This window comes from Cupriavidus sp. JZ107 (genome assembly GCF_053903255.1).
Genome location: NZ_CP096480.1, coordinates 1,501,800 through 1,523,603, shown reverse-complemented (window position 1 = coordinate 1,523,603; position 21,804 = coordinate 1,501,800). Strand labels below are relative to the sequence as shown.

Sequence of the window (21,804 nt, the reverse complement as noted above, 5' to 3'; positions counted from 1 at the left end):
AGAGCGTTTTCGTGATGAGGACGATAACGGCGGTCCCGGTGATCGCCTTGCTCGGCGGCCTGACGGCTGGTGTTGCTCACGCCGACGATCCCGCGCCGGCGGCGTGGACCGCGATCGAGCCGCGAGCGGAGCCTGGCGACGACAAGGGCGGTGGCCGGCCCGCCGGTGCTTTCGGCAATGTCTGGGGCGTGCAGAGCGCCGCGGAGCGGGAGGCGAGGGCCATCGCCGATAGCGAGCGCGGTGCATTGCCTGCCGCGACGTCGCCAATGCCAACGGCGCCTGCCGCGCCAGCGCCCGCGGTCCGGCAACCTCGCGGCGGAGGTGGCGTCGATGTCGGCCGGCTGGCGCTCAGCACGCTGGCGCGGCACGCTGCGCGCGCCATGGGGCAGGACAACGCGCGCGTGCTGGGTCTCGATGCCATCGCGCCGACCGTCGAATCGCCGATGGCCCGCGCCGATGCGCCACCGCCGGCGCCCGCGGCGCCGCACGCGCGCACCGTCGCCTTCCAGCCAGGTTCGGCTGGAGAGGGCAGCGTATCGAGCCGGGACCTGCCCGGCGCGCGCGCCTCGACGCGGCCGCGCCACGCGCAACTGGCGCAGGCGCCGCCGAATACGCGGCTGGCATCGGCCTACGACGAGCTGATCGACGAAGTCGCGCGCCGGCACGATGTCGCGCCGCATCTGGTCCGGGCGGTGATCAAGGTCGAATCCAATTTCCAGCCGAACGCGCGCTCGCCAAAGGGCGCGGTCGGCCTGATGCAGGTGATGCCCGCGACCGGGCGACGCTTCGGCGCCGCCGATCTGCGCGATCCGCGCAGCAATCTGAGCGCCGGCACGCAGTATCTGCGCTGGCTGCTGAACCGCTTCGACGAGGACCTGACGCTCGCGCTGGCCGCCTACAACGCCGGCGAGGGCGCGGTCGAAAAGTATGGCCGCCGCATTCCGCCATTTGCCGAAACGCAAGGCTACGTCAGCAAGGTGCTGGCGCATCTCGGCCTGACACCGGGGACCGAGGCAGCGTCCTTGCGAGCGGTTCCGACGGCCGGCGGCGATGTCCGCGGCAACGGTGGCACGACCGACGAAGGCAGCGGCGCCAAGCCGGGCCGCACGGCAAGGGCCGGCGGCAACGACACCGTGGCACGCCAGCAGGCCGATGCGGCGCTGCGCTCCGTGTCGAACTGGCTCGGCGCGGTGCTGACGTCGAGCGCGCGGCCGCCGAGCCGCGCGGCGACGGAGGAGGCGGCGACCGACAGGACGGCGACGGACAGGACGGCGACCGGCAGGGTGGCCACGGTACCGGCCATGGCGGCGGATGCGTCCGTCGACGGGTCGACCTGGACGCGCTTGCCGCTTCCGGTGCCAGTACGCAGGGGACCGGCCTGATGTCGCTGCTGCAAACCATGCCGCCACCACCGCCATCGCCACCATCGCGCTGCACCGGCGCGCGGCTTTCAGGTCATGACCGGATCACGCCGCCGTGGCCCCTACCCGATGATGCATCGATGAACCCGCCGTCCCTTCCCGGCCAACGCGGCGCCAACGCCTGGCTGCGCAAGTTGATGGACTGTCCCAGCGTCGCGGTGATCGCCGCCAATGGGCCCACCGCGCAGATCGAGGTCGGCGGTGTGTCGGCCCACGCGTGGTGGCTCGAGGCCGGGCTCTGCGTGGGGCTGCGGATCGAGCTGGGGACCGACCCTCCCGAGGGCTGGCTCGATGACGCGACGCTGTCGCTGGCGGCAACACCGGCCGCGACCGACGACGCGCTGGCGATCGACGGCGAGGCGTGGCTGCTGTGGCATCGCTACGACCACGACATCGAAGCGAGGCAACTGGAAGAACGGCTTGCGCTGCAACTGGCGCTGGCGCGCCGGCTGGCGGAAAGCGCGCAGACGGCGGCGGCCGGACCGGGTTCGGATATTGGAAGATTGATATGAATGCAATGCAGCTGGGCAAGCTGTCGATCGTTGCCGCGACCCTCGCCCTCGCGCTGAAGGCGCAGGCGGCATCGGGCCCGCTGGGCCTGTCTGGCCCGGAGTTCTCCGTGTCTTCGCGCGGCATGAAGGTCGCCGCGCTGCTGCGCGACCTGGGCGCGAACTATGGCGTGCCGGTGATCGTCAGCCCGGACGTCAACGATACCTTCGTCGGCACGATCGAAGGCCGCCAGCCGGAGCGGCTGCTCGACCAGCTGGCGCAGCTGTACAACCTGGCCTGGTATTTCGATGGCCGCGTGCTCTATGCCTACAAGGCCGGCGAGGTCAGGATCGAGGTCGTCACGCCCTCCTATCTCGATGCGAACGAGCTGGCGCAGTATCTGCGCGAGGCCGGCGTGTTCAAGGGCGGCACCTGCTCGGTGCGGCCGGTCAGCAATTTCAATGCGGTCGAAGTGTTCGGCGTGCCGGTCTGCGTGCAGCGGATCGGCAAGCTGGCCAAGGACCTCGACGAGAAGACGCTGAACCAGACCCAGAACAAGGAGGTCGTGCAGGTCTTTCCGCTGCGCTATGCCTCGGCGGTCGACGGCGCGTACACCTACCGCGACCAGCAGGTCGTGATTCCGGGCGTGGTCACCGAGCTGCGCGAAATGGTGCGCAGCCGCGCGATCCCGGCGCCGACCGAAAGCGGGCAGGTGGTGCCGCCGGCCGGCACGCAGCCGACCTTCTCGGCCGACGCGCGCAACAACGCGGTGATCGTGCGCGACCGCAAGGCCAATATCGCGCTGTACGCCGAGCTGATCAGGCAGCTCGATCAGCGGCCGCGGCAGATCGAGATCTCGGTGGCGATCATCGACGTGGACGCCGCCGACATGCGCGAGCTGGGCCTCGATCTCGGCGGCAGCGTCGGCCTGGGCAAATCGCGCATCAGCTTCAACGCCGGCAATGCCGCGGCCGCCGACGGCACCTTCTCGACGGTGCTGAGCAATACCGCCGACTTCTTCGTCCGCATCAACGCGCTGGAACAGAACTCCAAGGCCAAGGTGCTGTCGCGGCCGTCGGTGGTGACGCTGAACAACGTGCAGGCGGTGCTCGACCGCAACATCACCTTCTACACCAAGCTGCAGGGCAACAAGGTTGCCGAGCTGGCCTCGGTCGCGGCCGGCTCGCTGCTGCGCGTGACCCCGCGCCTGATCGACATGGAAGGGGAGCAGGAGGTAATGCTGACGCTCGATATCCAGGACGGCAGGCAGGAGCCGCCGGCCAACAACATCGAGCAGCTGCCGCAGGTGCGCAATTCCGGCATTGCCACGCAGGCGATTCTGCGGCCGGGCCAGAGCCTGCTGCTCGGCGGCTTCGTCGAGGAAAAGCAGCGCCAGGGCCAACGCAAGATTCCGCTGCTGGGCGACCTGCCGCTGGTCGGCGGCCTGTTCCGCAACGAGACCCGGGAGAACCTGAGCGTCGTGCGGCTGTTCCTGATCAAGGCAGAACCGCACGCCCTCAACTGAAGTGGTCATGAAATACCGATACCAGATCAAGATCCTCAGCGGGCCGCTGTCCGGACGCCGGCTGCGCTTGCCCGAGGGCGAATTCACCATCGGCGGTGCCGATCCCGACCTGGACGCGATGCTCGAAGGCGGTGGCAGTGCGGTGCTCGACTGCACCGAGCAGGGCGTGTTGCTGCGCACCGAGGTGCCCGTATGGATCGAAGGCGTGCCCACCCGGATGGAGCAAGCGCCGTTGCCGCTGGAGAAGGTTGTCGACATCGGTGGCCTTGCGCTGCTGGTCGGCGATGCCGAGCGGGCGCTGCCCGAGCGCAAGGTGCCGCCACGGCGCGACGGTCGCCGCGGCATGGCGGCGACCGTGCTGGCCTACGCCGGCCTGGTGCTGCTGATGTCCGGCAGCGCGGGCGCGGCGATCTGGGCCTACGGGATGCTGCAGCCGGACAGCGCCGTGGTCGATCGCGACGAATGGCTGGCCGAATGGCGCAAGCGCGCGCGGCAGCAGGGCATCGACGTCGCCACCCAGCAGGACGGGCTGACGGTGCTTGGCGGCAGTTGCCTGGATTCGAGTGCGCGCAACGCGCTGGTCGACAAGCTGCGCGAGCACGGCAAGCCGTATCGCGACAACACCTTGTGCCAGGACGAACTGGTGCGCAACGTGCAGGCGGTGCTGAACCTGCATGGCTTCGGCGAGGCCCGCGCGCGGCCCGGCCCGGCGGGCGGCACGGTGGTCATCCAGGGCACGATCCACGCCGACGCGCGCTGGCGCCGGGCGGTGTCGATGCTGTCGTCGATGCAGGGCCTGCAGCGGTGGTCGGTCGAAGACCCGGTCGGCGCCAGCGTCAAGACGCTGATCGGCATGCTGCGCGATGCGGGACTGATCGGCCGGCTCAGCGTCGCGCGGGAGAAGGACCTGATCCTGATCACCGGCGTGCTCGACGAGGGCGGACAGCGCAGCCTGTCCGCGGTCACGCACGCGTTCGCCGGCTCCTATCCCGAGGCGCCCAAGGTCATCTTCCAGAACATCCCGACCCGGTCGATCCAGACCGGCATCTTTCCCGCGCCGGTGGTCAGCTTCGGCGGCAGCGGCGAGCTGGCCTTTCTCGATCTGGCCAACGGCACGCGGCTGAAGACCGGCAGCCGGCTGCCGGCCGGCCACGTGATCGTGCATCTGGACCGCAACGGCATCGACCTCGAGCGCGAGGGCGAGCTGATGCATCTACCGCTGGAGCTTTGATGGAACCCGATCCGACCGCCACCCCCGCCGTGTATGGCACCAGCATCGAAGGCCGTCTTGCCGAGGACCGCGACGGCGCGCTGCGCAAGCGGCTACGCGCCGATCTGGCGCGCGCACGCCGGGCCATCGACGCGCAGCTGCTTGAGCCGCAGACGCCGGAGGCCTTCGCCAGGCTGACCGCGCTGCGCGAGGTATGTGGGGCAGGGACACGCACGATCGACAAGATCTGGCGCCGCCTCGCGGAAAAGCAAGCGTAGGCGGCGCGTCGGGCTGGCGCACTCGACGGCCAATTCGGCGGCCAATTCGGCAACGCAGTCGGCAACGAATTGGCGCAATACCCGAACGCAAACCAAATGCTTTAGCACCCCGGATTTTTCAATAGATTCATGAAGCCTTGATCCGTAGAGTCACCACAACGGGCTTCGAATGGAGAAGCAAGATGGAAGAAGAGCAATTGTGGAAGCAGGCCGTGGAAACGCTCGAACGTCTGCGCGCGACGCTGCAAAGGGAGATGAACGACTGGGCCGAAATCGAACGGCGCATCGACGATCTGCAGCTGCGGGCGACCAGGGATCCCAAGGCCGCGCACGAGCTGGCCGCGCTGGCCGCCTTCCTGGAAGCGAGCCGCAACAACGGCGATGACATCCAGGGCCGGATGGAGCAGCTGCAGGCCATGATCAAGGAAATGAACCTGCGCGCCGCGCAGGACCGCCGCGAAATCGAACGCTACAAGCAAAAGGTGTTCGGAGCGGGTGGTGATGAACAACAAACCGCTCCGGTGCCGCCTCGCGCCGAGGGCACGGCGGAAAAGCCCAAGAAACGCGTGCGCCGTTTTGCATGACGAGGCCGTCCTGTCTTGAATCTTGAATATTGAATTGGAGTAGAAAAATGCCTGGACAAATACAAACGCGGCCCAATCCGGAGCTGCTGCTGCAAACCGACGCGCCTGCCAAGGAAGTGCCCCTGACGACCGCCGATCCCGCGCCGTTTGTCGGCGGCCTGCTGGTGCCGCGCAACTACGACACCAAGCCGGTCACCGATTCCGCCTGCTTCGCGATGATGTTCCAGGCGATCGAGAACCAGCGACTCGAAGTCGGCTCGCGCATGGACGAGTACAAGTGGAACAACGAAATGGCGCGCGCGATCGAGAGGCTGAAGAACGCGACCCAGATCGCGATCGACAAGGACATCGGTTCCGATCCGAACAAGACCACCACGTTGCCAAGCGATGTCGCCCGCTACATGTGGGACAACAACCTGCAGATCGACGGCGTCTTTCCCCGCAAATACGCAAGCTTCGAGGAATTCGCGAGCCAGAAATACTCGGCCGCCCAGTTGCGCACTGCCATCGGCAGCCTGGATATCAAGAAGACCGAGTACACCGACATGAACAGCCAGTACATGCAGCAGACCAATATTGCGCTGAGCCTGCTGCAGGTGGTCCAGCAACTGCTGACGTCGCTGATCGACATGGTCAAGCGCATCAAGGAACAGATCACGTCGAAGGTCTGATCGCGCAAGCCAGGGGAGAGCACCGTGCAAAGCGTGCTGAAGCAGACAAGCCCATCCGCAGCGGCGTCGGTTGCCAAGACCGGCCTCGTCGACGGCGATCGCGATCCGGCGCCTGACGAGCCGATCGCAGCGATCGAGCCAAGCGAGCCGAACGAGCCGAACGAGCCGGACGAGCCGGACGAGCCGGACGAGCCGGACGACCAGATCGCGGCCCGGCAGGGCGTCGAGCGCTATTTCGCCGAGGGCGGAAGCCTGCGCGCATTGTTCGGGCTCGATGCCGCCGCGCTCGAGGTCCTGTACACGTACGCCTGCCAGCGGTACGAGGCGAACGATCACGAAGGCGCGCGGCAGCTCTTCCTTGCGCTGGCGGCGATCGACCCGCATGGCTACGACTACTGGCTGTCGCTGGGGCTGAGCCTGCAGAAGCTGCATCGGCACGACGAGGCGATCTACTGCTTCACGCGCTGCGCGCAGCTGCGCATGTGGGAGCCGAAGCCGCCCTATCTGGCCGGGATCAGCCTGCAGCTGTGCGGCGACTATCAGAAAGCGGCGCAAGCCTATTCGGCCGCGATCGGGTGGTGCGGGGAGCAGGACGCCTGTCAGGGACTGCGCGGTCTCGCCGAACAATCGTTGCGGTCGTTGCGGGCCTTGCAGCCCGCAACGCCGCTGGCGGCCGAGTACGAAGGTATGGAGGAAGGAAAACAATGATCGGTGCCAATGCACTACAGCCCATTGGGCTGGTTCCCGGCGGGGAGAGGCGGGAACGCCTCGATACGCAGTGGGAGGCGAGCGGACCCGGCCGGACCGGCCCGGTCGGCGGCAGTACGGCCACGCGCGTCACCATGCCGGTGGCTTCGGGGCCGGCGGTCGAGGAGGCCGATCAGGCCGACGAGGTCGCTCGAGCCGCCGCCCTTGCCGCTTCACTGTTGAAGCCACCGCCGCCAGCGCTGCGCGAGGTCGATCGTCGAACCGCCGAGCGCGCCTGGGACAGCGTCATGGATGTGTTGTCCGGCGCGTTCCGTGCCGCGAAGGCGGCTTCGAAGCAGGACGAACGGGGAGTTCAACTGGCGCTGAACGACCTCGGTAGCGCGGCCGAATCGATGCACGCGTTCTATCGGCGCGCGCTGAATCCCGAGGCGGTGCTGATGGAACTGCAGGTCGAGAGCGGCATCTTCACGGCCGAAATGATGAAGGCCAACCTCGACCACACGCTGGCGCTGCGCAAGGAAGAAATGGCGGCGATCGAAGAGAAGCAACGCAAGGAGCAGGAGGCCGCCGAGAAGCAGAAGCAGATGCAGCAGAAGGCCGGCAAAGGGCAGGTGCTGGGGCTGGTGCTGAACTGGGCCATGGCCGCCGCGCAGGTCGTGACCGGCGCGTTGAAGATCGCCACCGGGCAGCCCCAGGGTGCCATCGACCTCGCGGCTGGCCTGGTGGGACTGGCGAAATGCACGCTGCAGACCATCGAGATGGCTCACCCCGAACTTGCCGGCAACCTTCGCCACCATATCGACGAACTGGCGAAATGGGAAATGGGCCTGAGCGTGGTGGCCGGCCTCGCCAGCGTGGTCTCGGTGGCGAGGATCGCCAAGGCGGCCAACGCGATCCTCGGCACGGCAGCCGGCGAGCTGCTGACCACCGGCGTGGAGCAGGGCGGCAAGCGAATCAGTTCGGTCGGCGTGACGCTGGTCAATGCGATGGAGAAGGGTGGTGACGCCGCCGAGGCCGCATCGCAGCTGGTCAAGAACATCGCGCAGACCCTGGTCGACGATGTCGCCGTGCAGCTGCGCAATTCGCTGCGGGTTGCCGGCGGCAGCCAGAAGCTGGCGGAGGCGTTCGCGAAGTCGTTCACCAACGAGGCGGTGCAGAAATTGGTCGAGCAGTCGCTATGGCAGGCGGCCAAGCAGGTGCGCGGATTGACCACCGAGGTCATCCAGTCCACCTTCATCGACCAGGTCAAGAAGCAGCTGATGCTGGCGACGATGCGCGCGGCGGTCAATTTCACGGCCGCGCTGGAGGCGGCGTCGACGACGGCGCGGGTGGTTGCGCCGGCGGCGCAGCAGATCACCGTCAATGCGCTGCGCATCGAGGGCGCCAACAAGAAGGAAGAGATTGAGCGCGTGATGATCCACGCGATGATGCTGCAGTTCCTGATCGACTTGATAGGCCGGCAGATCAAGGAGAACAAGAGCGCGCTCGAACGGATCACCCAGGACCATATCGACAATACCGAGAACATCACCAACGCAATCGGCGAGGTTCGCGACGTGGCACTGCAGGCGGTGACCGCCGGCGTTTGATTGCCGACAGTCGTTCCCTTTTCAAGAAGCGGGCGGTGGCGCCGCATCGGCAGGCCGCCGCCGCCGACATCGCGGAAGCGATTTCACTGATTTCACAGGAGCAGCAACGATGAACATCATCACCAATCCGGCCGGCGTCGCGACGCAGCAGCCGATCGCCGTGCCGCAAGCGCCGGCGGCCAGCAGCGAGACAAAATCGGCCCAGGCCATGATCCTCGAATTCCAGGCGTTGATGAGGAAGCTGTACAACACCTACGTGGAGTGCCATGCGGCGCTCGAGAAGAACGTGGCGGACCTGCAGAAGCTCGCCTACCAACGGGCCATCGAGGCGAAGGACCAGCGCAAGAGCGCCGAGGTGGGCAGCGGCATCACCGGGATCGTCACCGGCGGATTCAGCCTGCTGTGCGGCATCGGCGGCGGCGTGTACGGCGCCAGGAATCCGGCGATGGGTTTCGGCATGGGCGCGGACATGGGATCCCATCTGGGTACCCCGACCGGCAATATCGGCAATATGGTCGGGCAGATCGTCACCGCCGGCACGCGCGGCAAGGCAGAGGAGGCGCAGATTCATGCCGATCTCGCGCGCAACGTTTCGGACTCGGCGGCGCGCGACTCGGGCAAGGCACGCGACAACGCCGACCAGCACCACGATCAATATCTGCGTGAAGCTGGCCAGCTGACACAGGAAATGATCGCGGCCATCAGGGCCACGGTCGCCCCGCGGTAATCGATCGTGGCAGCGCCGAACCATTCCGACAGCGAATCGCCGCGGGCCGCGGCCGTCGTGCCGGCAGACCCGGTCACCGGCTTTCTGCTGTCGCGCGGCCTGCAGACCGTCATGGCCTATCTCGGCGAGTCGGCGTTCGAACTCGGGCGCCGGGTGCGGTTTGGCGGCCTGGATCTGATCTACCGCTTCGAGCAGGGCACCTTGTTGATCTGCGATATCGCGGCGTACGACGTCGCGGCGTACGGCGGGCCCGGCATATGGAGTTCGTCGGATTCGCCGTATTCGCCGGCTCCGCCGAGCGCTGCAGGCGACGTCGGCGGCGCGATGCGCGCGCTGGTATCGCTGATCCATGCGATCGAGCGATCGGTGCCGGAGGTCGAGACGGTCGAAGGGCTGGTGCCGTTGATGGAGGGCAAAGCGGGCGGAGGCGATGGGGGCGATCGCGGCGATGTCGACGAGCAGCAGCTTGGGCGGCGGTTGCTGTCGCTCTATCGCAAGCTCGGCGCGCAATGCTGGCCGGACGGCGATGCTGGCATGGTGCGGGTTCGCTATCGGATGCGGGGCGGCCAACGGCAAGGGCGGCCGGCACAGCCGTGATGCCGCATGACGCTACGGCGCAGCCCGGTCCGCGCGGCATGGCCCGGACCGTGGCTGCCGAATCGGCCCGATCAGATGTCGATCAGGCCGAGCCGCCGCGCCCATTTGGACAGGTCGGCGACGTGATGGGCGTCGAGCTTGCGCATCAGGTTCATCCGATGCGTTTCGACGGTCTTCAGGCTGATCGACAGGCGCTCGGCGACACGCCGGTTGGTGTGTCCCTCGGCGACCAGCTTCAGTATCTGACGCTCGCGCGGCGTCAGGCCCGCGGCGGCCACCTGGCTGCCGTCGTTCCCGTCGGCGCGGCGCATCGCGTCGACCTGTTCGAGATCGATGTCGGGATCGAGATAGGCCATGTCCTGCCGCACCGCATGCAGCGCCGCCATCAGCTTTTCCAGGTTGCTGCGCTTGAGCACGTAGGCGTGCGCGCCGGCGCGCAGCGCGGCCGCCGCCCGGTTCTCCGAATGCAGGCCGGCCAGGACCACGACCCGGATGCTCGGCCATCTGCGGCGAATCGTCGCAATGGCATCGACGCCGTCGAGCGAGCGCAATTGGAGGTCCATCAGGATCAGATCGGGATGGAGCTGCAAGCAGGCATGGACGGCGCCGTGGCCGTCCGAGGCTTCGCCGACGATATCGACGGTCGGGTCGGCCTTGGTCAGCAGGGACTTCAGGCCCTCGCGCATCACGGCGTGATCGTCGACAAGGACCACCCGCGTCGCGGGCAGGTGCGCGGCAATGGGGCGGCGCGCCGACTGCACCAGCCGAGGCAGTACGGCGAGGCTGTTCAACGTTGGGATAGTCATGTGTTGCTCCGAAGACGATGCCGGAATCCGAGTCGCGTCCGATGCCAGGTGTTGGCTCGATGGCCCTCGGTTCAGGATGGCGCCAGTCTAGGTAGCGACAATGAGCAATAAATGATGGAACGATGAGATGGAAATGAGGGCCGCCGATCGGCAGCATCGACACCCGGTATCGAATTCGATCGATGCCATGGATCGAGGTGTGAACGACGCCACTGGAGCGCGACATGAACAGACTGGATGGATTTGACCGCCTGCTGGCGGAGTTCGGCGAATCGATCGGGATTCCCGAAATGGCGTTCGACGAGGATGGCCTGTGCCATATCCGCGTCGACGAGGAGTACCCGATCACCTTCCGCCGCGATGACGACAACCACAATCTGGTGCTGGTCGGATTGATCGCCGAGGAACTGCCGCAGCGGCTCGGCCGTGAACTGGTCGGCGAGATGCTGGCCACCGGGGTCGAACCGCTGCGCGACCACGGCGCGGCGCTCGGGCTGGAGCCGCAGTCCGGCACGCTGATCCTGCATCAGACGATGCCGCTGGCGAAGATCGACCGCACGGTACTGGAGACGATGCTGGGGAACTTCATCCTGATGCAGAAGGACTGGTCGGCGCGGATCGCCGGTGCGGATGCCGACGGCGCGGAGGCGGAACCGGCCGGCCAGGCCGGAACCCGAGCAGGCCACGCACTGCCGGCCGGTCCGTTGGCAGGCCGGCCGCCCGCCCCCGGCAGTGCCGCCGGCGCGCCAGGCGCGCCAGGCGCACCTGGTGCGAAACCCGGCTCGCCGGGCGCCGGTCAGCCCGGTTCGAGGGCCCCGGCCAAGCCGGCCGCGACGGAACCACGCTACCACCCGCATCTGCATCACCGCTGATCGCAGGGCCAGTGGGGCCAGTGGGGCCATTGGGTCAGTGAGCTACTGGGGGCTACCGGGGGCTGACCGTTGGTCCGCCCCCAGGTTCGCGCCCCCGGGCGCGTGCCGTGGTCCCACGGTGCGAAGATCGACCGGCCGCGGCGTGCGGACGCCACACTGTCGTTGACAACCCCGGCCCAGGCTATCCATCATTCTGGTCGGAAAAGAAGGCGCCCCGGATCGGCATTTGCCGCCGGGGACAGCCGCACAAGAAGGAACGGGAAATGATGCAGTGGATACGCCTGGTGGCGGGCGCGGCGGGAGTCGCCGCGCTGTTGGCGGGGTGCGCGGCGGTGCCGCCCGACGAGTCGCCGATGCGGGTGGCAGTACAACCGACGCGGGACGACGCCCGCGCTCTGGCCGTCGAAGTCTATACCTACGCCTATCCCCTCGTGCTGACCGATGTCACGCGCGAAGTCATGGCGGCACGGGCCGCGGCCGGAGCGGCCGGTCAGACAGCCGTCAATACCTTTGTCCACCAGCGCGGCGCGCCGCGCCCCGGGGCCTCCGACATCGCGAGCCCGGACGCCGACACGTTGACCTCGATCGCCTGGCTCGATCTGTCGCGCGGGCCGGTCGTGCTCAGCGTGCCGGATACCCAGGGCCGCTACTACACGATCCAGTTGCTGGACGGCTGGTCCAACGTGTTCTCCGCGCTGGGCAAGCGGACCACCGGCACCCAGCGCGGCAACTATGCGATCGTCGGTCCGGACTGGACCGGCGCGTTGCCGGCCGGCGTGCGCGAGATCCGCTCTCCGACCGCGATGGCATGGGCGGCGCTCCATATCCAGGTCGACGGCAAGCACGATCAGGCGGCCGCGCAGCGGCTGCGGAACGGCTACCGTCTGACGCCGCTGGCAGCCTGGCCGAATGGACGCCGCGCCTTGCCGGCGGTGCCGACGATCCCGCCGGCGGCGGTCGACCTGGAGACGCCTCCGGTCGAGCAGGTCGCCGCGATGGACGCGCAGGCGTTCTTCAACCGCTTTGCCTCGCTGCTGCCAGCCAACCCGCCGACCGCGGCGGAGGAGGGCATGATGCAGAAGGTACGCGGGCTGGGCATCGTGCCGGGCGCGCCGTATTCGACCACCGTGCTGGAACCGGAAACGGCGCGCGCCCTGCAGGACGGCGCGACGCGGGCGCTGGCCCGCATCGTCGCGCTGGCGCGCGGCGGCGAGGGCGCGGCGTCAGGGACCTGGCTGTCGCGCAAGGACGCGGGGCGCTACGGCACCGACTACGACCGCCGCGCCGCCACCGCGTGGCTGGCGCTGGGGACCAGCCTGGGCGAGGACACGCTGGTGTTTCGCGCCAATGCGGACGCCAGCGGCCAGCCGCTGCACGGTGGGAATCGCTATGTGATCCGCTTCGACAAGAACGCGCTGCCGCCGGCCAAGGCGTTCTGGTCGCTGTCGCTGTACGACCAGGCGCAGGATGTTGTCGCGAACCCGTTGAACCGCCATGCGATCGGCAGCCGCGACCGGCTGCGGCGCAACCGCGACGGCTCGGTCGAGATCGTGGTCCAGCATGCGCGGCCGCCGCGGGCGCAGGCGGCCAACTGGCTGCCGGCTCCCGACGGTCCGTTCAATCTGATGCTCCGGCTCTACTGGCCGCAGCCGGCGGCGCTGGATGGCAACTGGAGCGCGCCGCCGGTGCGCAAGATCGGCGCGGACTGAGCGTCAACAGCGCGCGCCGACTGCTGGCGCCAACGCAGCAAAAAGGGGCGGCCCGGAGCCGCCCCTTCGTCATTGCGCCCGCGCTGCAGCGCCGCTGAAGGCGTCCATCAATGCGCCATCAATGCGCCCATCAATGCCCCCATCAATGCGCCGCGCAATCGCATTGGCCCGCCGGATGCGCCGCACGCTCGCGTGCCACCGGCTGGCCCCGCAGACCCGCCGGACCCTCCGCCGCCAGCCGCTCGCGCAACTGCCGGGCCGCGGCCACCATATTGCGTAGCGCCGCCTCGGTCTCGAACCAGCCGCGCGTCTTCAGTCCGCAATCGGGATTGACCCACAGCCGCTCGGGCGGAATCACCTGGCAGGCGCGCGTCAGCAACTGGCCGATCGCCTCGACGCTGGGCACGCGCGGCGAGTGGATGTCGTAGACGCCCGGCCCGATCTCGTTCGGATAGTCGAACGCGGCAAAGCCGTCGAGCAGCTCCATTGCCGAGCGCGAGGTTTCGATCGTGATGACGTCGGCATCGAGCGCGGCGATCGCCGGCAGGATGTCGTTGAACTCCGCGTAGCACATATGGGTGTGGATCTGCGTATCGTCGCGGACCACGGCCGCGGCAATGCGGAAGGCGCGCACCGCCCACTGCAGATAGTTGTCCCAATCGGCGCGCCGCAGCGGCAGGCCCTCGCGCAGCGCCGGCTCGTCGATCTGGATCACGCGGATGCCGGCCTGTTCGAGATCGGCGACCTCGTCGCGGATCGCCAGCGCAAGCTGCAGTGCCGTATCGGCGCGCGGCTGGTCGTCGCGGACGAACGACCATTGCAGCATCGTGATCGGGCCGGTCAGCATGCCCTTCATCGGCCGCTCGGTCAGCGACTGCGCATAGCGGGCCGTATCGACGGTGATCGGCTCGGGCCGGTAGACGTCGCCATAGATCAGCGGCGGCTTGACGCAACGCGAGCCGTAGCTCTGCACCCAGCCGAACTCGGTAAAGGCATAGCCGCACAGCTGCTCGCCGAAGTATTCGACCATGTCGTTGCGCTCCGCCTCGCCATGCACCAGCACGTCGAGGCCCAGCGCCTCCTGGCGGCGCACGGCGTCTTCGATCTCGGCGCGGATGCGCTGCAGATAGGCCAGCGCGCCGAGGTCGCCGCGCTTGAAGGCCGCGCGGGTCTGGCGGATTTCGGCGGTCTGCGGGAACGAGCCGATGGTGGTCGTCGGCAGCGGCGGCAGCTGCAGCGCCGCGCGCTGATCGGCGATGCGCTGGGCGAAGGGGCTGCGGCGATCGGCCATCTCCGGCGTCACCGCGGCCACGCGCTGGCGCACCTGGCCATTGACGACGCGGCGCGACGCGCGGCGGCCGGCCTGGGCGGCATCGGAGGCGGCCAGCGCGTCGGCCACCGCGGCTTCGCCATCGTTCAACGCGGTTGCCAGCACCTTCAGCTCATCCAGCTTCTCGGTGGCGAACGCCAGCCAGTTGCGGATTTCGGGGTCGAGGCGCGTTTCCGGCGCCAGCGACACCGGCACATGCAGCAGCGAGCAGGACGGTGCCAGCCACAGGCGGTCGCCGAGTTCGGCGTGCAGCGGTGCCAGCCGCGCGAGGATCGCGCGCAGGTCGGCGCGCCAGATATTGCGGCCGTCGATGACGCCGGCCGACAACACGGCACCGGCCGGCAGCACTTCGCGCCAGGCCTGCCACTGCTGCGGCGCGCGCACCAGGTCCAGGTGGAAACCGTGCACCGGCAACGCGGCGGCGCGGGCGGCGTGGTCCGCCGCCGAGTCGAAGTAGGTCGCCAGCAGCAGCTTGACGCCGCAGTCCCCGAGGGCGGCGTAGGCGGTGTCATACGCGTCCAGCCAGGCACCGTCCAGCTCGAGGCACAGCGCCGGCTCGTCGAGCTGCACCCATTCGATGCCGCGCGCCTGCAGCCGCTGCAGGATGTCGCGATAGGCGGCGGCCAGCCGCGGCAGCAGCGTCAGTCGGTCGAAGCCGGCGACATGGGTCTTGGACAGCCACAGCCAGGTGACCGGTCCCACCAGCACCGGCTTGACGCGGTGGCCCAGCGCCAGCGCCTCGTCGATCTCGTCGAACAGCCAGTCGACCCCGCCGTCGAAGCGCGTGTCGGGGCCCAGTTCCGGCACCAGGTAGTGGTAGTTGGTATCGAACCACTTGGTCATTTCCATCGCCGGCTGCGCCGCATTGCCGCGGGCCAGCTCGAAGTACTGCGCCAGCGTCAGCGTGCGGGGATCGAAGCCGAAGCGCGCGGGCAGCGCGCCGAGCAGGGCGCTGGTGCCCAGCATCTGGTCGTAATAGGCAAAGTCGCCGGCGGCCACCAGGTCGAGGCCGGCATCGGCCTGCAGGCGCCAATGCGTCTTGCGCAGGCCGGCGGCGCATTCTCGCAGCGCCGCCTCGCTCGACTCGCCGCGCCAGAACGCCTCCTGGGCAAATTTCAGTTCGCGTTTTGCGCCGATGCGTGGGAATCCCGGAATATGGGTGCGTGCCATTTCTCGCTCCAATCTCGCTTCAAAACAAGTTGGCGCACAGTGTCCGGTCGCGGGTAGAATGAATCAAGTGATATGTTTTAAACAAAATATGAACGAATTTCATATCAAGCGCCGATATGCGGCTTCCTTCGGCGGCGGCATCCCGATGATTTTCTTGACCCCCGCCGCCCTCCGGCTTCGGACGACTCCATGATCGAAGTCCGCCATTTCCGCTCGCTGGTCGCCATCGCCGAATCCGGCAAGCTCGCCGCGGCCGCCGAGCGCGTCCATGTCAGCCAGTCCGCGCTGTCGCATCAGATCAAGGCGATCGAATCGCACTACGGCCTGTCGTTGTTCGACCGTACGCGCGGCGGCCTGCGTTTCACGCCGGCAGGGGAGCGGCTGCTGGCGCTGTCCCGCGAGGTGCTGGCGTCGATCAGCGCGGCCGAGCGCGATCTGGAGCGGCTCAAGGGCGATACGCGGGGGGAGCTGCGCATCGTGCTCGAGTGCCACACCTGCTTCGACTGGCTGATGCCGGTGATGGACGAATTCCGCACGCGCTGGCCCGAGGTCGAGGTCGACCTGGTGGCGGGCTTTCATGCGGATCCGCTGGCGCTGCTGGCCGAGGGCCGTGCCGACATGGTGATCGGCTCGCTGCCGCCGACGCGGCGGGGGCTGGCCGTGGTGCCGCTATTCCGCTTCGAGATCCTGGCGGTGATCGCCAACGAGCATCGGCTGCGCAACCGGCGGCGGCTCGAGGCGGCCGACCTCGAGGGCGAGACGCTGATCACCTATCCGGTGCCGGAGCCGCGCATCGATCTGATCCGCGAGGTGCTGGAGCCGGCCGGCATCCGGCTGCAGCGCCGTACCGCGGAGCTGACGGTGGCGATCCTGCAGCTGGTCGCCAGCCGGCGCGGCGTCGCGGCGCTGCCGAACTGGGGCGTCAAGAACTACGTCGACCACGACTATGTGCTGGCCAAGCGCATCGGCGCGCGCGGGCTGTGGAGCGAGCTGTATGCGGCGATGCCGGCGGCGCTGGCCGAGCGGCCGTTCGCGCGGGACTTCGTCGCGATCGTGCGCGAGACCTGCGCGCGCGATCTCGACGGCATCGAGCTGCTGCCCGAGGACGCGGCGCAGCGGGCAGGGGGCAGGGAAGGCGCGAAGGAAGTCAAGCGAGGCGACCGAACCGGGAACTGAACGCGGCCGCCCCGCCGCGAACCCTCACAGCTCCAGCACGATCCGCCCGCATCGGGCGCGCGAGCAGCAGCTCATCATCTTGCCGTTCGCCTCGCGCTCGGCGCGCGTCAGCACCACGTCGCGATGGTCGATGTCGCCGGCCAGCACGCGCACTTCGCAGGAGCCGCACAGCCCTTCCTCGCAATCGCTCTGCACGTCGATATTGGCGGCGCGCAGCGCGGCGAGCAGCGTCTGGTCGGCCCGCACCGTAACGACGATGCCCGAGTCCTTGAGTTCCGCCTCGAAGGCCTGTTCCTTGCTCGGATCGAGCGCGCCCAGCGTCGAGGTGAAATGCTCGACCCGCAGCGCATCCTCGGGCCAGTCCGCGCAACAGGCGGCCAGCGCGTCGAGCATCCGCGCCGGGCCGCAGGCATAGATCTGCGTCGCGGCATCGGGCTGGCCGAGCAGCGCGCCCAGGTCGGCGCGCGCGCCTTCGTCCCTCGCGTAGACATGCAGCCTGTCGCCATGCAGCGCCGCCAGCTCGTCGAGCAGCGCCATCGACGCGCGGCCGCGGCCGCAGTAGTGCAGCTGGTAGTCGATGCCGAGCTCCTTCGCGCGCCGCGCCATCGCGCTGATCGGCGTGATGCCGATGCCGCCGGCGATCAGGATCAGCCGGCGCGCGCTTTCGTCGAGCCGGAAGTGGTTGCGCGGACCGCGGATGCGCAGCCGGTCGCCGGCCTTCAGTTCGCGATGGATCCACGCGGAGCCGCCGCGGCTGTCGGCCTCGCGCAGCACCGCGATCTCGAACGCGCGGCTGTCGGCCGGGTCGCCGCACAGCGAATACTGGCGCGACACGCCGGTATCGCCGCATTCGACATCGATATGCGAGCCGGGCGACCAGCGCGGCAGCGGCTTGCCATCCGGTGAAACGAGCCGCAGCCGCACGATGTCGTCGGCCACGCGCGTCATGCTCTCTACCACCACGGTGCGGTTGATCGCATGGCTGGACGGCTCGCCGATCCGCACCGGCGTGCGCACCTGCAGCAGCGCGGGGTTGCGCCGTTCGGGGTTCTGGCTCGGGTCCCACTCGACCCACAGATGCTCGGGACCGCGGAACGAGGTGTTCGGCACGTAGGTGAATGTCTGCTCCGACAGCTTCATATGCGGCAGCCGGCGCGTGAATTCCTCCAGGAAGATCTGCATCTCCATCCGCGCCAGGTTCTTGCCCATGCACTGGTGCGCGCCGTAGCCGAACGTCAGCTGGTCGCTGGCATTGGCGCGGCGGATGTCGAACAGGTCGGCGTCGGCGAAATGGCGCTCGTCGTGGTTGGCCGACGACGTGACGATCAGCAGCTTGGCGCCGGCCGGAATGTCGACGCCGCCGATCTGCACGTCGCGCGTGGCCAGCCGCCGCCAGGCCGCGACCGAGCCGTTGTGCCGCAGGCATTCCTCGACCGCGTTGGGGATGAGGCTGGGGTCCTCGCACAGCTCGCGCCAGGCGTCGGGATGCTGCAGCAGCAGCTTGATCGCGTTGGCGCTGGCGTTGGCCGTGGTCTCATGCGCGGCGACGATGCCGGCCATCATCATCGAATGCAGATAGGAATCGGTGACGACGTCCGGATATTCCTTCTGCTTGCGGATGCCGTACTGCATCCAGCCCGGGCCCGACGGATCCTGCCGCATCTTGTCGAGGATGCGCCCGGCGAGCTGCCAGAAGTTGCCGACCGCGTGCGCGACCTCGACCTGCTCCTCCGGTTTCGGGCGGCCCCAGGTATTGACGGTATGGGCGATCGAATACTTGCGCAGCAGGTCCATGTCCTCCTCGGGCACGCCGAGGAAATGCAGCGCGACGGTCAGCGGCACTTCCCACAGGATCTGGTCGACCAGGTCGGCCTTGCCGTCGTCGATGAAGCGATCGACGTATTCGCGCGTCAGCCGGCGCACCATCGGCTCGTGGTGCTGCAGCTGTTCGGGCGTGAACGGCTCCATCAGCACGCGCCGGCGCGGCATGTGCGCGGGCTCGTCCTCGTTGACCAGCGTGCGGTTCATCGCGTAGCCGTAGGAGGCCAGCACTGCGTTGGCTTCGTCGCCGGTCGGCGTGATCTTCTCCAGCGCGATCGACGGGCTGAACGTCAGGTTGTCGCGGAAGATCGCCTTGATGTCGTCGTAGCGCGTGACGACCCAGTATCCGAGCCTGGGGCTGTAGAACACCGGCTCCTGCTCGCGCGCCCAGCGCACGTAGTCCGGCGGGTCCTGCTGGTAGCCGTCCTCGAACGGGTCGAAGTCCGCGGCGCGCGCGCTGACCGGGCAGCCGGTCGGGCTCAAGGGCGTTGCAACGGCATCCGGGCTGGCGTTCGCCTGGCCGTGCGGCTGGACATGAAAAGGGCATCCCTGCGCACGGGCAGGTTCGGAGCGTTCGCTCATGGTCGATCCTCTACAACAGGTAGGCGCAGCGGGCAGGGCCGACGATGGCCCCGCCTGCCGTGCTCATTCGAGCGTGATATTCAGGTCGCGGATCAGCTTGTGCCACAGCGCGGTCTCGCTGCGCAGCAATGCGGCGAATTGCTCCGGCGTGCTGCCGACCGGCTCGACGCCGAAGTCGACCAGCTTGCGGTTGACCTCGGGTTGCTTGATCGCCGCGGCGACGCTGGTCTGCAGCCTGGCGATCACGTCGGGCGGCGTGCCGGCCGGCGCCACCATGCCGACCAGCGCGGCGGCCTCGACGCCCTGCAGGCCCACCTCCGCAAAGGTCGGCACATTGGGCAGCTGCGGCAGCCGGGTGGCGTTGGCCACCGCCAGCGGACGCAGCTTGCCGGCCTTCAGGAAGGCGGCGCCCGCGGCCAGGTCGGTCATCATCGCCGGCACCTGGCCGCCGACCACGTCGAGCAGCGCGGGCGCGGCGCCGCGATAGCCGATATGCACCATGCGCAGGCCGGCCCGCTCCTTCAGCAGTTCCATCGCCAGATGGTGCGGGCTGCCGGCGCCGGCCGAGGCGTAGCTGACCTTGCCGGGGGCGGCCTTGACCTTGGTCAGGAAGTCGCGCGCGTCCTTGTATTCGGCATTGGCGCCGACCACCAGGATCATCGGAAACTTGCCCAGCAGCGAGACCGGCGCCAGGTCGCGCGTCGGGTTGTAGCTCAGCGTCTTGTACAGCGCCGGGTTGAAGACCAGCGTGCCGTTGTCGGCCGACATCACGGTATAGCCGTCGTGCGGCGAGCGCGCGGTCTCGGCCGCGGCGATCGCGGTGTTGGCGCCGGGTTTGTTCTCGACCACGATCGGCTGGCCGATATGGGTCGACAGCTGCTGGCCGATGGTGCGGGCCAGGAAGTCCGAGCCGCCGCCGGCGGCATAGGGCACGATCCAGCGAATCGGCTTGCTCGGGAAGCTCTGGGCGGCGGCCTGCGGCGCCAGCGCCAGCGCGGTCAGCATCGTGCCGGCGAGCGCCAGCATCGACGAGATCTTTCTCATTGTTTGTCTCCTCTCGGGTGGGTGAGCGGACGGTGGGCCGTCTTCTTGTTGCCGCGTTTGCCGACATGGATCGATGCAATTACGTCAGGCGTAATGCGGTTATGCCAAAAGTAATTGGCGGTCTGCGGGCTGTCAAGAGAAAATTACGTTGTGCGTGCTAGCATTACGCTATACGTAATCAAACAACCAAGCGCTCGAAAAAGGGAGCGACCGGAATGGCCAATCAGCGAAGCGAAGCGGAGACGGGGGAGGGCAGCGGCGAGCGCGGCGGCGCCGGCGTGCAGGCACTGGAGACCGGGCTGTCGGTGCTGGACGCGCTGTCCGGCGCCCTGCACCCGATGCCGCTGAAGGACGTGGCGCTCGCCGCCGGCATGCACCCCGCCAAGGCGCACCGCTACCTCGCCAGCTTCGTCAAGCGCGGCTATGTGGAGCAGGACGACACCGGTCGCTACAGCCTGGGGCGCAATGCGCTGCGGATGGGGCTGGCGTGCCTGGCCCAGCTCGATCCGCTGCGGCTGGTGACGCCGGTGCTCGACGACCTATGCGCGTCGACCGGCGAAACGGTGCTGGCTGCGGTATGGGGCAGCCACGGGCCGACCGTGGTGCAGTGGCGCGATTCGCTGCGGCCGGTCACGGTCAATGTGCGGCCGGGCTCCGTGATGCCGCTGCTGTCTTCGGCGACCGGCCGCGTCTTTACCGCGTTTCTCGATCCGGCCGTGACGGCGTCACGGATCGAGGCCGAACTGACGGCGCGCGCCGCGCTGCAGCCGCCGCGCTTTCCGCGCGATGCGGCCGAGGTCGCGCAGCTGCGCGAACAGGTGCGGGCCAGCGGGATCGGCAGCGTCCATGGCGATCTGCTGGCGGGCGTCGATTCGGTCAGCACACCGGTATTCGATCGGGACGGCCGCATCGTGCTGGCGATCACGGCGCTGGGCAACGCAGCCACCTTCGACGGACGGCTCGATGGTCCGGTCGCCGCGGCCATCCGGGCGGCGGCCGCCGATCTGTCGCAGCGGCTCGGCCACGGCCTGCTGGCCGAGCCCGCCTGACAGGGGGCGCCGAAGGCGGGCGTGAACGCCGATCAGTGAACCGGCGCGGCGGCCGGCGAGGCCGCGGTCGCGCCATCGCGGCGCCGGACGGTCGTCGCCTCCGGCTGCCCCGCGGTTTCCTCGACCACGGCAACTTCGCGCACGTCGACGCCGTTTTCCAGGCGCTTGACCAGCAGAGAGAACAGCGCCGGCTCTTCAGCGGTCACCGTCAGCCGCAGCCATTGGCCGGCGCCAGGCAGTGCGCTATGCGAGAGCGTCATCGCGGCCAGTCCCAGTCCGGTACGGCGCGCCGTCGCCAGCGTCCACTCGATCGCGCCGATCAGATCGTGCTGGTCGAGCAGCAGCGCGAGTTGCAGGGCGGGCGTGGAGGCTTGGGCGGACATGACGGCAACCGGTGGTAGTGACGATGTAGTGAATCTACCAGCCGGCAGGCAGAATGTGCTTCT

20 protein-coding genes are annotated in these 21,804 nt (G+C 68.5%); 15 read left to right on the top strand and 5 right to left on the bottom strand.

All coding sequences use genetic code 11. The features are described from left to right. The first annotated feature begins 14 nt into the window (after positions 1 to 14). The 11 genes from M1D55_RS06575 to M1D55_RS06525 all read left to right on the top strand — a co-directional run bounded on the left by M1D55_RS06575 (position 15) and on the right by M1D55_RS06525 (position 9,799). Entirely contained in the window at positions 15 to 1,382 is a 1,368-nt protein-coding gene (locus tag M1D55_RS06575; protein ID WP_456280437.1) for a lytic transglycosylase domain-containing protein, read from the top strand. Between the two features lie 119 nt (positions 1,383 to 1,501). Continuing rightward, positions 1,502 to 1,933, top strand: coding sequence for a hypothetical protein (locus tag M1D55_RS06570; protein ID WP_456280436.1), 432 nt, complete (start codon positions 1,502 to 1,504; stop codon positions 1,931 to 1,933). Then, the gene (locus tag M1D55_RS06565; protein WP_456280435.1) at positions 1,930 to 3,435 is read left to right on the top strand and encodes an EscC/YscC/HrcC family type III secretion system outer membrane ring protein; all 1,506 of its coding nucleotides are present in this window, start codon (positions 1,930 to 1,932) and stop codon (positions 3,433 to 3,435) included. Before M1D55_RS06570 ends, M1D55_RS06565 begins: the two co-directional genes overlap by 4 nt. A gap of 7 nt (positions 3,436 to 3,442) precedes the next feature. Continuing rightward, entirely contained in the window at positions 3,443 to 4,666 is a 1,224-nt protein-coding gene (gene sctD, locus M1D55_RS06560; RefSeq protein ID WP_456280434.1) for a type III secretion system inner membrane ring subunit SctD, read from the top strand. Continuing rightward, a complete protein-coding gene (locus M1D55_RS06555) occupies positions 4,666 to 4,923 on the top strand; it encodes an EscE/YscE/SsaE family type III secretion system needle protein co-chaperone (protein ID WP_456280433.1) in 258 nt (85 codons plus the stop codon). The genes sctD and M1D55_RS06555 overlap by 1 nt, the downstream gene beginning before the upstream one ends. Before the next feature lie 182 nt (positions 4,924 to 5,105). Then, positions 5,106 to 5,507 carry a hypothetical protein gene (locus tag M1D55_RS06550; protein WP_456280432.1) on the top strand — a complete coding sequence of 134 codons (402 nt, stop codon included), beginning with the start codon at positions 5,106 to 5,108 and terminating at the stop codon, positions 5,505 to 5,507. 47 nt (positions 5,508 to 5,554) lie between these two features. Next, a complete protein-coding gene (locus M1D55_RS06545; RefSeq protein WP_456280431.1) occupies positions 5,555 to 6,178 on the top strand; it encodes a hypothetical protein in 624 nt (207 codons plus the stop codon). A 24-nt stretch (positions 6,179 to 6,202) separates the two neighbouring features. Continuing rightward, positions 6,203 to 6,886 carry a SycD/LcrH family type III secretion system chaperone gene (locus M1D55_RS06540; protein WP_456280430.1) on the top strand — a complete coding sequence of 228 codons (684 nt, stop codon included), beginning with the start codon at positions 6,203 to 6,205 and terminating at the stop codon, positions 6,884 to 6,886. A gap of 134 nt (positions 6,887 to 7,020) precedes the next feature. After that, positions 7,021 to 8,475, top strand: coding sequence for a type III secretion system translocon subunit SctE (sctE, locus tag M1D55_RS06535; protein WP_456280429.1), 1,455 nt, complete (start codon positions 7,021 to 7,023; stop codon positions 8,473 to 8,475). A 109-nt stretch (positions 8,476 to 8,584) separates the two neighbouring features. Further along, the gene (locus M1D55_RS06530; RefSeq protein ID WP_456280428.1) at positions 8,585 to 9,202 is read left to right on the top strand and encodes a hypothetical protein; all 618 of its coding nucleotides are present in this window, start codon (positions 8,585 to 8,587) and stop codon (positions 9,200 to 9,202) included. Between the two features lie 6 nt (positions 9,203 to 9,208). Further along, on the top strand, positions 9,209 to 9,799 hold the full coding sequence (locus M1D55_RS06525) for a hypothetical protein (RefSeq protein WP_456280427.1): 591 nt from the start codon (positions 9,209 to 9,211) through the stop codon (positions 9,797 to 9,799). A gap of 71 nt (positions 9,800 to 9,870) precedes the next feature. Here M1D55_RS06525 and M1D55_RS06520 read toward each other — a convergent pair whose 3' ends face one another. Then, positions 9,871 to 10,605, bottom strand: a complete 735-nt coding sequence (locus M1D55_RS06520; protein WP_156526583.1) for a response regulator — start codon at positions 10,603 to 10,605, stop codon at positions 9,871 to 9,873. 224 nt (positions 10,606 to 10,829) lie between these two features. Here M1D55_RS06520 and M1D55_RS06515 point away from each other — a divergent pair, with 224 nt between their 5' ends. Further along, entirely contained in the window at positions 10,830 to 11,477 is a 648-nt protein-coding gene (locus tag M1D55_RS06515; protein WP_232204678.1) for a type III secretion system chaperone, read from the top strand. Between the two features lie 263 nt (positions 11,478 to 11,740). Next, on the top strand, positions 11,741 to 13,186 hold the full coding sequence (locus M1D55_RS06510) for a DUF1254 domain-containing protein (protein ID WP_456280426.1): 1,446 nt from the start codon (positions 11,741 to 11,743) through the stop codon (positions 13,184 to 13,186). A gap of 142 nt (positions 13,187 to 13,328) precedes the next feature. On the opposite strand, the gene metE is transcribed toward M1D55_RS06510, so the two are convergent. After that, positions 13,329 to 15,686: a 5-methyltetrahydropteroyltriglutamate--homocysteine S-methyltransferase gene (gene metE / locus M1D55_RS06505; protein ID WP_456280425.1), complete on the bottom strand. Its 2,358-nt coding sequence runs from the start codon at positions 15,684 to 15,686 to the stop codon at positions 13,329 to 13,331. A gap of 189 nt (positions 15,687 to 15,875) precedes the next feature. On the opposite strand from metE, the gene M1D55_RS06500 reads away from it, so the two are divergent. Next, positions 15,876 to 16,862, top strand: coding sequence for a LysR family transcriptional regulator (locus tag M1D55_RS06500; protein ID WP_456280424.1), 987 nt, complete (start codon positions 15,876 to 15,878; stop codon positions 16,860 to 16,862). 24 nt (positions 16,863 to 16,886) lie between these two features. On the opposite strand, the gene M1D55_RS06495 is transcribed toward M1D55_RS06500, so the two are convergent. Beyond that, positions 16,887 to 19,265 carry a cytochrome P450 gene (locus M1D55_RS06495; protein ID WP_456280423.1) on the bottom strand — a complete coding sequence of 793 codons (2,379 nt, stop codon included), beginning with the start codon at positions 19,263 to 19,265 and terminating at the stop codon, positions 16,887 to 16,889. A gap of 63 nt (positions 19,266 to 19,328) precedes the next feature. After that, positions 19,329 to 20,309: a Bug family tripartite tricarboxylate transporter substrate binding protein gene (locus M1D55_RS06490; RefSeq protein WP_456280422.1), complete on the bottom strand. Its 981-nt coding sequence runs from the start codon at positions 20,307 to 20,309 to the stop codon at positions 19,329 to 19,331. 215 nt (positions 20,310 to 20,524) lie between these two features. Between M1D55_RS06490 and M1D55_RS06485 the strand changes: the two genes are divergently transcribed. Beyond that, positions 20,525 to 21,358, top strand: a complete 834-nt coding sequence (locus M1D55_RS06485; protein ID WP_064576874.1) for an IclR family transcriptional regulator — start codon at positions 20,525 to 20,527, stop codon at positions 21,356 to 21,358. A gap of 32 nt (positions 21,359 to 21,390) precedes the next feature. Here M1D55_RS06485 and M1D55_RS06480 read toward each other — a convergent pair whose 3' ends face one another. Then, entirely contained in the window at positions 21,391 to 21,741 is a 351-nt protein-coding gene (locus M1D55_RS06480) for a hypothetical protein (protein WP_456280421.1), read from the bottom strand. Positions 21,742 to 21,804: the final 63 nt, after the last annotated feature.

What these genes read in the sequence shown, in the direction of transcription:
- metE (WP_456280425.1), bottom strand. Translation starts at nt 15,686, where the DNA reads ATGGCACGCACCCATATTCCGGGATTCCCACGCATCGGCGCAAAACGC.
- M1D55_RS06545 (WP_456280431.1), top strand. Translation starts at nt 5,555, where the DNA reads ATGCCTGGACAAATACAAACGCGGCCCAATCCGGAGCTGCTGCTGCAA.
- M1D55_RS06550 (WP_456280432.1), top strand. Translation starts at nt 5,106, where the DNA reads ATGGAAGAAGAGCAATTGTGGAAGCAGGCCGTGGAAACGCTCGAACGT.
- sctD (WP_456280434.1), top strand. Translation starts at nt 3,443, where the DNA reads ATGAAATACCGATACCAGATCAAGATCCTCAGCGGGCCGCTGTCCGGA.
- M1D55_RS06530 (WP_456280428.1), top strand. Translation starts at nt 8,585, where the DNA reads ATGAACATCATCACCAATCCGGCCGGCGTCGCGACGCAGCAGCCGATC.
- M1D55_RS06575 (WP_456280437.1), top strand. Translation starts at nt 15, where the DNA reads ATGAGGACGATAACGGCGGTCCCGGTGATCGCCTTGCTCGGCGGCCTG.
- sctE (WP_456280429.1), top strand. Translation starts at nt 7,021, where the DNA reads ATGCCGGTGGCTTCGGGGCCGGCGGTCGAGGAGGCCGATCAGGCCGAC.
- M1D55_RS06515 (WP_232204678.1), top strand. Translation starts at nt 10,830, where the DNA reads ATGAACAGACTGGATGGATTTGACCGCCTGCTGGCGGAGTTCGGCGAA.
- M1D55_RS06485 (WP_064576874.1), top strand. Translation starts at nt 20,525, where the DNA reads ATGGCCAATCAGCGAAGCGAAGCGGAGACGGGGGAGGGCAGCGGCGAG.
- M1D55_RS06500 (WP_456280424.1), top strand. Translation starts at nt 15,876, where the DNA reads ATGATCGAAGTCCGCCATTTCCGCTCGCTGGTCGCCATCGCCGAATCC.
- M1D55_RS06555 (WP_456280433.1), top strand. Translation starts at nt 4,666, where the DNA reads ATGGAACCCGATCCGACCGCCACCCCCGCCGTGTATGGCACCAGCATC.
- M1D55_RS06520 (WP_156526583.1), bottom strand. Translation starts at nt 10,605, where the DNA reads ATGACTATCCCAACGTTGAACAGCCTCGCCGTACTGCCTCGGCTGGTG.
- M1D55_RS06480 (WP_456280421.1), bottom strand. Translation starts at nt 21,741, where the DNA reads ATGTCCGCCCAAGCCTCCACGCCCGCCCTGCAACTCGCGCTGCTGCTC.
- M1D55_RS06490 (WP_456280422.1), bottom strand. Translation starts at nt 20,309, where the DNA reads ATGAGAAAGATCTCGTCGATGCTGGCGCTCGCCGGCACGATGCTGACC.
- M1D55_RS06510 (WP_456280426.1), top strand. Translation starts at nt 11,741, where the DNA reads ATGATGCAGTGGATACGCCTGGTGGCGGGCGCGGCGGGAGTCGCCGCG.
- M1D55_RS06570 (WP_456280436.1), top strand. Translation starts at nt 1,502, where the DNA reads ATGAACCCGCCGTCCCTTCCCGGCCAACGCGGCGCCAACGCCTGGCTG.
- M1D55_RS06565 (WP_456280435.1), top strand. Translation starts at nt 1,930, where the DNA reads ATGAATGCAATGCAGCTGGGCAAGCTGTCGATCGTTGCCGCGACCCTC.
- M1D55_RS06495 (WP_456280423.1), bottom strand. Translation starts at nt 19,265, where the DNA reads ATGAGCGAACGCTCCGAACCTGCCCGTGCGCAGGGATGCCCTTTTCAT.